The organism is Halomonas sp. Ps84H-12, from assembly GCF_024124725.1.
Taxonomy (GTDB): Bacteria; Pseudomonadota; Gammaproteobacteria; order Pseudomonadales; family Halomonadaceae; genus Vreelandella; species Vreelandella aquamarina.
Genome location: NZ_JAMXSJ010000036.1, coordinates 26,256 through 33,559, shown reverse-complemented (window position 1 = coordinate 33,559; position 7,304 = coordinate 26,256). Strand labels below are relative to the sequence as shown.

Here is a 7,304-nt window from a genome sequence, read left to right as displayed (position 1 = left end):
GTAGGAAAAGGGCTGCGTTCTGGCATTACTCAACAGCCACTCGCGCTGAAGATGCGAATCCTGATAAGCAATGCCAACAGCCAGTACCTTCAGACCGCTCAATCAGCGCCCTCGTGAATAAGGCGGGCTGAAGCCACTCAGCAAAGTCATCTTCAGGATTGCCAAGATCAGCTTCCTGCAGCGCAGCCCCTACACGGTAAAGCTGACCACGTTTACGTATCTCGCTGTCCTTCTCAACAAAATGAGCCTTAACCAGCTTTTTGATTCGTTCATAAATGAAGCGTCGCAGTGGTGCTTTGTGTACAGGATTAACGCTGTATAGCTCCAGATATTGATCCCGAAGACTTTGAACACAGAATGTGGAGTTTTCTGGCTTAAGCAAGAGTTCAATGATTCGCCTATCTATGCTCGGGAGGTTACGGGACATGGGCATGGGCATCAAAGGAGTGAAAAATACGGATTATAAGCCGTGGCTTGATAGGCCGCAACGCTCGATAGTCCTGCCTCATGACCAATGAGGCAGATATGGAAAAGCTGGCAGTCGCTATCGGACAAAACATTAGGGAAAAGCGCCGAGCGAATGGCCTCTCTCAGGATCGCTTTGCATTATTAGCAGGCATTGACCGTAGCTATATGGGAAGGATAGAGCGTGGAGAAGTGGGCATCACCATTGAGAAACTGTATAGAATCGCTGCGGCCTTGCATTGCGAGCCGACAACTCTTCTCCCTAGAATGTCTTCCGTCAGCTTACCAGCTCCTCAAAAATCAAATAGAGACGGACGTAGCCAAGGGCGATAGCCTTTTCGAGATTAGAGTTGATTCAGTAGCAGCGTTTTGCATGAATTAGGTCACTCCTAGCCAGTACGTGCCAAACGTACGCTTCGCTTCCCAGCACCATTTCCTGCCCCACTGCACTACGGTCTCGCTCATAACGAAACCTCGTCCCAGCAGATGTGAATAACCGGAAGGTCATGGATGGACTGCGAAGCATGCTTCAACATGCAGCTAAGAAGGGATTTTTCAGGCTGGAAGCCACACGCTTGCTGCCTGCGCGATGGCGGCTCCGTCGCTCTTTATTTATGCAGGCTCATCTCCCGCCCTTGACGACGCCTCATACAAAGACTTTATGCAGGTTCGTCTCCCACCCTTGGCGCCTAAGACTAAGGCTTTATGCAGACTCGTCTCCCGCCCTTGACGCCTCATAAAAAGACTTTATACAGGCTCATCTCCCACCCTTGGCGCCTAAGACTAAGACTTTATGCAGGTGCATCTCCCGCCCCGTGTTCAAAAGAACCCGGGGGTTCTCTTTCCATGCTGCTTGAAAAAAAAGGGGGTAAATATAGAGCCTGCAGTAAGCTTTTCCTCTACTTGACCAGCTAAAAGCATTTCTTTACGACTTGGATAGTGACGCAGCAAGCGTCGTGCTTCTTGCCGCTTCTCGTCACAAATGGATTTATCCTTGCTCAGTTCAATGAGAAAGGCTTCAGTCTGAATAATTGCACGTGTCCGCTCATTAGGTAACGTCATTGGGATTCTCTCATTGCTTCTAACACCATTCGATTAGGGTGTATCGCACGTACCGACAGATCTCTTCGCTTAGAGCTGGGCTCTAAAGCGTTTCTAGACTAGCAATGACGCATTATGGCATTAATGTTGCGCGGACTTACTTATGTGTGGTGATGGGTAAATCCGAAACCTACAGCTAACGGCCAGAAGCGGTCTTTTAGATATTTCGCATATACGCCTAACCTGGATTTCTCACAGGGTATAAAAGAAAGCGGCTGAAAGTGCTATGATTTCAAGAACCTAACCAATCCATCAAGCACCAACAGCCGCTTCCAAAATGGTACCTGAAAAGCTGACCTTCTCGCCACTCTCACGCCGCCAAATTGAAGCCGACTTCTCCGGGGGCCACATTACGTCGGACGCCGGATTACTCCTGCTTCGTGAAGTCGATAAACACCATCGCCTGACACGCCGCTTGGCCACCGTGCTTCATGACCCCCGTGCACCGAAACAGGTTCGTCATAAGCTCGACACTCTGGTTCGTCAGCGGGTGTTCGGTGTCGCTGCTGGCTACGAAGATTTCAACGACCATGAGGCCCTGCGCTATGATCAGGCCCTCCAGACAGCGCTCGGTGAAGAGGATACGCTGGCAGGCAAGTCAACGCTGTGCCGGGTGGAGCAGAACGCCGATCGGCAAGCAATAGTGAAGGCCCATGAGTTGCTGTGGCATCACTTCATTGAACAGCATGACGAACCACCAAAGGAGATCGTGCTGGACTTTGATGGCACCGACATCCCCGTGCATGGCGAGCAACCCGGCAAGTTCTTTAACCGTTATTACGATCACCACTGCTACTTCCCACTGTATGTCTTCTGTGGGCGCCACTTACTGGTGAGCTATCTGCGCACCAGTGACCGCAGCGACAGCCGCCATAGCTGGGCGATCCTCGCCTTACTGGTACGCTTTATCCGTCAATACTGGCCCGATACGCGCATCGTGTTACGAGGTGATAGCCACTTTTGTCGTCCCCGGATGCTGAACTGGTGCGATCGGCATCACGTCGACTACATCGTGGGAATCGCCAAGAACAGCCGGCTGCTCAAGGAAGTGGACGTCCCCATGATGCTGGTGCGCAAGACCCAATGGCAGGTGGGAGGGAAAGTAGCGGGGACGTTCCGCTTCCAGTATCAAGCCCACTCCTGGAAATACTCACGCTGGGTGGTGGCCCGCCTAGAAGAAGGCGAGTTAGGCTCTAATCCCCGGTTTATCATCAGTTCCCGTTACGATGATGGCTTCAAGCTTTACTACGAGCAGTACTGTGCCCGGGGTGACATGGAGAACCGGATCAAGGATCAACAACTGAGCCTGTTTGCTGACCGGACCTCCAGCACGCACTGGTGGGCCAATCAGTGGCGGCTGATCTTGTCGGGCTTCGCTTATACGCTGTTCGAGCGGTTACGGACTTATCTGAAGCACACGCCCTTCGCGCGCATGAGTCCGAGCAACCTGAGGCTCAAGCTCATCAAAGTAGGCGCGGTCATCATCCGCAATACGCGTCGAATCCGAGTACTCATGAGTGACAGCTACCCCTATAAAACGGCGCTATCCGATCTCGTCAGGCGGTTGGTTCCTAACTGACTGCTCGGGCGCCCCCGGCCCGACGCAATGGGGGGAAGGGGGAAGTGTGTCTGAACGCCGGAAAGTGGTTAAAAAGTAGCCGATGTAAGTCGAGCCAGTAGGTGTTTAGCGGTGTTACAGCCTGAGTGCGGTACTGGCTGAGGTACTATGAGAAATCCAGGCTAAATGGTTTTGCTAACTGAGCTATTGCATCATCTCATGCGCTTGAAGATGATTTTTATATCAAGTGGTATATCAATAAACCAATACAGCTATAAATACTTAATGACACTGGTTCGAAGAAAACCTCTAGCACTCAAGAGAGCGCTAGAGGCTAATCTGTTAAAGGGCCTTAACTAACTCCCCGTATTCGCCACCCACACGCAAGACAATGATCACATCGTTGTCATTGCGGTTACGGAAGAACCAGCCATGGTTGCCAGTGAAAGCGGCTTCTAGCTCACCTTCATCTTCGGGCACGCCACGGCCTTTTTCGTAGCTAATGGAGTTCCCATTGCCATCACCGTGTGTGTCAAAGTTGACAGGGCCACCTTCGGATACCCAGGCAAAGGTAGCAACCGCCCCTTCTTGCATGGTGAGTTTGTACTCCGTGCCTTCTCCTGGCGTCAGGGTAAAGCTCACCTCATCGCTCCACGGGGACGCTTCTTCCGCTTGCGCCGTCTGTGAAGCAGCTTCCTCCGTCGCTAATGCCTCCGCCAGTGCCATGCTGGCATCGGTCATCACCCTGTCAGAATCTTCGAGTGAAGGTGCTACGGGATCACTCGCTGAGGCAGAATTGGCTGTTTGGGGAGCTATCTCTGCCTCGGACGTCGCAGTCTGAGCATCAGCATCGTTTACCGGCGCAGACTGGCGATCACTGACGATTCCTTGAGATGCCGAGGGTTGAGACGCCTGTTGGGCCATGGCTTGATCGTTGGCTTGGTCGAGTTCGGCTTCCTCAGCCAACTGGGTCTTGATTTCGCCCATCTCAGTCAGCCCCAACAAGCGCCCAGCACCGGTGGGGTCAATGGCATACTCGGCAGGTAACACGACGGTGATCAGCAAAGCGACAGCAATAACGGCGGCCATCAGCGTAGAGCGAAGTAACTTACCCGTTGACGGTAGTTCGGCACGGGTTGGAAGATCAGTGTTATACATTAGGGACTCCCTCAATTAGGCAATGAAATAGCCGGTGAGTTGATAACCCACCAGTATAAAACCAGCACACATCATGGCGACGTTGGCGGTATACGCGTGGCGTAAGAAGCCCGTCGTGCGTCGCCAGAAGCCCATCACAATGAGAATGGCGCTCAACGCTAGTAGCTGGCCGATCTCGACGCCTACGTTGAATGCCAGGAGATTAGGGACGAGACCATCAGGCGAGATATCGTATTCAATGATCTTGCTCGACAGGCCAAAGCCGTGAAACAGACCGAACACCAGTGTGGCGACCTTGGTGTTGGGCTGAAAGCCGAACCAGCGCTGATACGCCCCGATGTTATCGAGCGCCTTGTAGACAACGGAGAGTCCGATGATGGCGTCAATTAGGTAGCTATTGATGCCGATATTGAAGTACACCCCTAACAGCATCGTCGTCGAGTGACCGATGGCAAAGAGGCTGACGTAAATGGCGATATGCTGCATTCGGTAGAGGAAGAAGATGACCCCTAGCAAAAACAGGATGTGGTCATACCCCGTCACCATGTGCTTGGCACCGAGATAGATGAACGAGATCAGGTGAACGCCATAGATCTCCTGGATATACCCTTTGTCGCCTTCAGCAACGGCGTGGGCAAGGGCTTCACCAGTGGCTCCCAGGAGCATCACTAGGAGTGTGAGAAGGGGCAGCGCGTGGCGTCGGATCATAGCAGACAAGCCGAACGCACCCCCTAGTTGGGATGGAAACATAAAACCTCCACGGGTCTGTCATTAAAGTTGGCCGTCAGGGGGACGGCCCCAATCATCCAGTGATGACTGGCCGTGGCGGACGCTCCAAGCGGTAGACGCGACGCAGCGGAAGACCGCTGCATTCGCCTAGCCGCAGGGCATCGCGGAAGTTCGGCTCGACGGTAATGCCTGTCCCAGGCCGATCCGCTTTTTCATGGAAATGACTGCCACTCTCATTATGCAGGTGGCGACTGTCTTCGTGCTCGTGGCCATGGGTATGCCCATGGCCCTTCTGCACATTCTCATGGAGAGACGACTCAACGCCAACCATGCTCGCTGCCCCATGCGCACGCGCCTCACCCACACTAGTGATTACCAGGCTAGGCAGGAACAGCAACAGAAAGGTCAGATAGCCAAGGCGGTGACGCAGCCGATTGAGCATGTAGAGCAACCAGGATTAAAGTAAAAGTCAGAAAAATAGATAACCGTCTGCCTTGAATCATAGCGTTGGCAGAATAACGGCGGTAGATTACCATCCCCTCCGGGGGGATAGGAATATAATAAGGGAAAAGAAAATGACAATGCATACTCACCAGTCACATCCCGATATCATCAAGCGCCTGAACCGCGCTCGGGGGCACCTTTCGAGCGTAACCCAGATGGTAGAGGATGGACGCCACTGCCTGGACATCGCTCAACAACTCCATGCAGTAGAAAAAGCCATTCAACAAGCTAAACGCACTTTAGTCCTGGATCACATCGACCACTGCATGGACGAAGCACTAGGTACTCAGAATCAAACGCAACGGGCGCGGGCTGAAGAGTTCAAGACGATTGCACGCTACCTGTAAGTACTTTTAGGCTCCCCTCATTTGAGGAAGTTCTATGCTCGATGTACTCGCCCACCGCATCTACCGCCATCTCTTTTTAGCTCAGGTCATTGCACTGATCGGCACTGGCCTGACCACGGTTGCGCTGGCGTTACTGGCTCACGATCTTGCTGAAGGTCAGGCAGGTGTTGTGCTAGGCACGGCGCTGGCGATCAAGATGGTCGCTTACGTGGGCATTTCCCCTCTGGTCGGCGCTTATGCATCACGCCTGCCTCGGCGCACCTTGCTGGTTAGTCTGGACTTGATGCGTGCAGCCGTGGTTTGTGCACTGCCTTTTGTTACCGAAGTGTGGCAGATCTATGTGCTGATCTTTCTACTCAATGCTTGTTCAGCTGGCTTTACGCCCGTTTTCCAGGCGACGATACCTGACATTCTCGAAGACGAGGAGAAGTACACACGTGCATTATCCCTGTCACGTCTCGCCTATGATTTAGAGAACCTTCTTAGCCCGATAGTGGCGGCGGCACTGCTAATAGTGATGGGTTTTGATGTTCTGTTTGTACTCAACGCTCTGGCGTTCGCTATCTCTGCTGCCCTGGTTATATCGGTGATCCTGCCTGCGTCTCCCCCCCTAGAGGAAGCCCCCGGCGTCTGGCGTCGCGTTACTCATGGTATGCGGATTTACCTGAAGACGCCCCGGTTGCGCGGGCTACTGGCGTTGAACCTGGCTGTTTCAGCCGCCGGGGCCATGCAGATCGTCAACACGGTGGTACTCGTACGCTCGGTGTTGAATTTGGGCGAGAAAGAAGTCGCACTGGCCTTTGCCGCCGCAGGCGGGGGCTCCATGCTAATAGCCTTACTGCTGCCCAAGGTGCTGGAACGGGTGTCCGAGCGGCCAGTCATGCTGCTGGGTGGCGTTATGATGGCACTCAGCCTCTACCTGGGCTGGCTGGGCCCATCGTTTGCGGGGCTTGTCGGGCTATGGTTACTGCTGGGCGCTGGGGCCTCGTTGGTCATGACCCCCACCGGGCGCCTGCTCAAACGTTCATGCCAGCCGGAGGAGCGTCCAGCGCTGTTTGCTGCCCAGTTCTCGTTGTCACACAGCTGTTGGCTAGTCACCTATCCGTTGGCAGGCTGGCTGGGAGTGAACCTGGGACTGACGGGTACGTTCGCTTTGCTGGGAACGGTGGCCCTGGCGGCAACGGGGCTCGCGGCCCTTATCTGGCACGCACATGACCCGATGGCTCTTGAGCACGAGCACGCTGCCCAAAGTCACACCCACCTGCACTACCACGATGAACATCATCAGCACGAACATGAGGGATGGGAGGGGCCGGAACCTCATCGCCATTCCCACCATCATTCCCCAGGCTCACATGGGCACGTCTTTGTTATCGATGACCACCATTCCCATTGGCCATCGTAAAACGAGTAAGGACGCGGGCTTGGGAAATAAACGTGGG

At 53.8% G+C, this 7,304-nt stretch carries 9 protein-coding genes; 4 read left to right on the top strand and 5 right to left on the bottom strand.

Annotation, left to right across the window (positions count from 1 at the left end):
• Positions 1–25 precede the first annotated feature (25 nt).
• Positions 26–427 carry a hypothetical protein gene (locus NH344_RS15340; protein ID WP_213262848.1) on the bottom strand — a complete coding sequence of 134 codons (402 nt, stop codon included), beginning with the start codon at positions 425–427 and terminating at the stop codon, positions 26–28.
• A gap of 98 nt (positions 428–525) precedes the next feature.
• On the opposite strand from NH344_RS15340, the gene NH344_RS15335 reads away from it, so the two are divergent.
• A complete protein-coding gene (locus NH344_RS15335; RefSeq protein WP_058578391.1) occupies positions 526–798 on the top strand; it encodes a helix-turn-helix transcriptional regulator in 273 nt (90 codons plus the stop codon).
• A 486-nt stretch (positions 799–1,284) separates the two neighbouring features.
• On the opposite strand, the gene NH344_RS15330 is transcribed toward NH344_RS15335, so the two are convergent.
• Positions 1,285–1,527 (bottom strand): BPSL0761 family protein, encoded by a 243-nt coding sequence (locus tag NH344_RS15330; RefSeq protein ID WP_058578390.1) that lies wholly within the window; start codon positions 1,525–1,527, stop codon positions 1,285–1,287.
• Between the two features lie 316 nt (positions 1,528–1,843).
• On the opposite strand from NH344_RS15330, the gene NH344_RS15325 reads away from it, so the two are divergent.
• Positions 1,844–3,145 carry an IS1380 family transposase gene (locus tag NH344_RS15325; RefSeq protein ID WP_058578389.1) on the top strand — a complete coding sequence of 434 codons (1,302 nt, stop codon included), beginning with the start codon at positions 1,844–1,846 and terminating at the stop codon, positions 3,143–3,145.
• Positions 3,146–3,466: 321 nt separating this feature from the next.
• Here the strand turns inward: NH344_RS15325 and NH344_RS15320 are convergent, their stop codons facing one another.
• From NH344_RS15320 to NH344_RS15310, 3 genes are read right to left on the bottom strand one after another with little or no spacing between them, the layout of a single operon-like run.
• Positions 3,467–4,282, bottom strand: a complete 816-nt coding sequence (locus tag NH344_RS15320; RefSeq protein WP_044630691.1) for a hypothetical protein — start codon at positions 4,280–4,282, stop codon at positions 3,467–3,469.
• 15 nt (positions 4,283–4,297) lie between these two features.
• Positions 4,298–5,032: a HupE/UreJ family protein gene (locus tag NH344_RS15315; protein ID WP_170968126.1), complete on the bottom strand. Its 735-nt coding sequence runs from the start codon at positions 5,030–5,032 to the stop codon at positions 4,298–4,300.
• Between the two features lie 52 nt (positions 5,033–5,084).
• The gene (locus NH344_RS15310) at positions 5,085–5,453 is read right to left on the bottom strand and encodes a hypothetical protein (RefSeq protein ID WP_137094712.1); all 369 of its coding nucleotides are present in this window, start codon (positions 5,451–5,453) and stop codon (positions 5,085–5,087) included.
• Between the two features lie 133 nt (positions 5,454–5,586).
• On the opposite strand from NH344_RS15310, the gene NH344_RS15305 reads away from it, so the two are divergent.
• Positions 5,587–5,862, top strand: coding sequence for a metal-sensing transcriptional repressor (locus tag NH344_RS15305; protein WP_044630689.1), 276 nt, complete (start codon positions 5,587–5,589; stop codon positions 5,860–5,862).
• Between the two features lie 34 nt (positions 5,863–5,896).
• Complete coding sequence (locus NH344_RS15300) at positions 5,897–7,267, top strand: MFS transporter (RefSeq protein ID WP_137094708.1); 1,371 nt, start codon at positions 5,897–5,899, stop codon at positions 7,265–7,267.
• Positions 7,268–7,304: the final 37 nt, after the last annotated feature.

What these genes read in the sequence shown, in the direction of transcription:
- NH344_RS15300 (WP_137094708.1), top strand. Translation starts at nt 5,897, where the DNA reads ATGCTCGATGTACTCGCCCACCGCATCTACCGCCATCTCTTTTTAGCT.
- NH344_RS15305 (WP_044630689.1), top strand. Translation starts at nt 5,587, where the DNA reads ATGACAATGCATACTCACCAGTCACATCCCGATATCATCAAGCGCCTG.
- NH344_RS15335 (WP_058578391.1), top strand. Translation starts at nt 526, where the DNA reads ATGGAAAAGCTGGCAGTCGCTATCGGACAAAACATTAGGGAAAAGCGC.
- NH344_RS15340 (WP_213262848.1), bottom strand. Translation starts at nt 427, where the DNA reads ATGTCCCGTAACCTCCCGAGCATAGATAGGCGAATCATTGAACTCTTG.
- NH344_RS15325 (WP_058578389.1), top strand. Translation starts at nt 1,844, where the DNA reads ATGGTACCTGAAAAGCTGACCTTCTCGCCACTCTCACGCCGCCAAATT.
- NH344_RS15310 (WP_137094712.1), bottom strand. Translation starts at nt 5,453, where the DNA reads ATGCTCAATCGGCTGCGTCACCGCCTTGGCTATCTGACCTTTCTGTTG.
- NH344_RS15330 (WP_058578390.1), bottom strand. Translation starts at nt 1,527, where the DNA reads ATGACGTTACCTAATGAGCGGACACGTGCAATTATTCAGACTGAAGCC.
- NH344_RS15315 (WP_170968126.1), bottom strand. Translation starts at nt 5,032, where the DNA reads ATGTTTCCATCCCAACTAGGGGGTGCGTTCGGCTTGTCTGCTATGATC.
- NH344_RS15320 (WP_044630691.1), bottom strand. Translation starts at nt 4,282, where the DNA reads ATGTATAACACTGATCTTCCAACCCGTGCCGAACTACCGTCAACGGGT.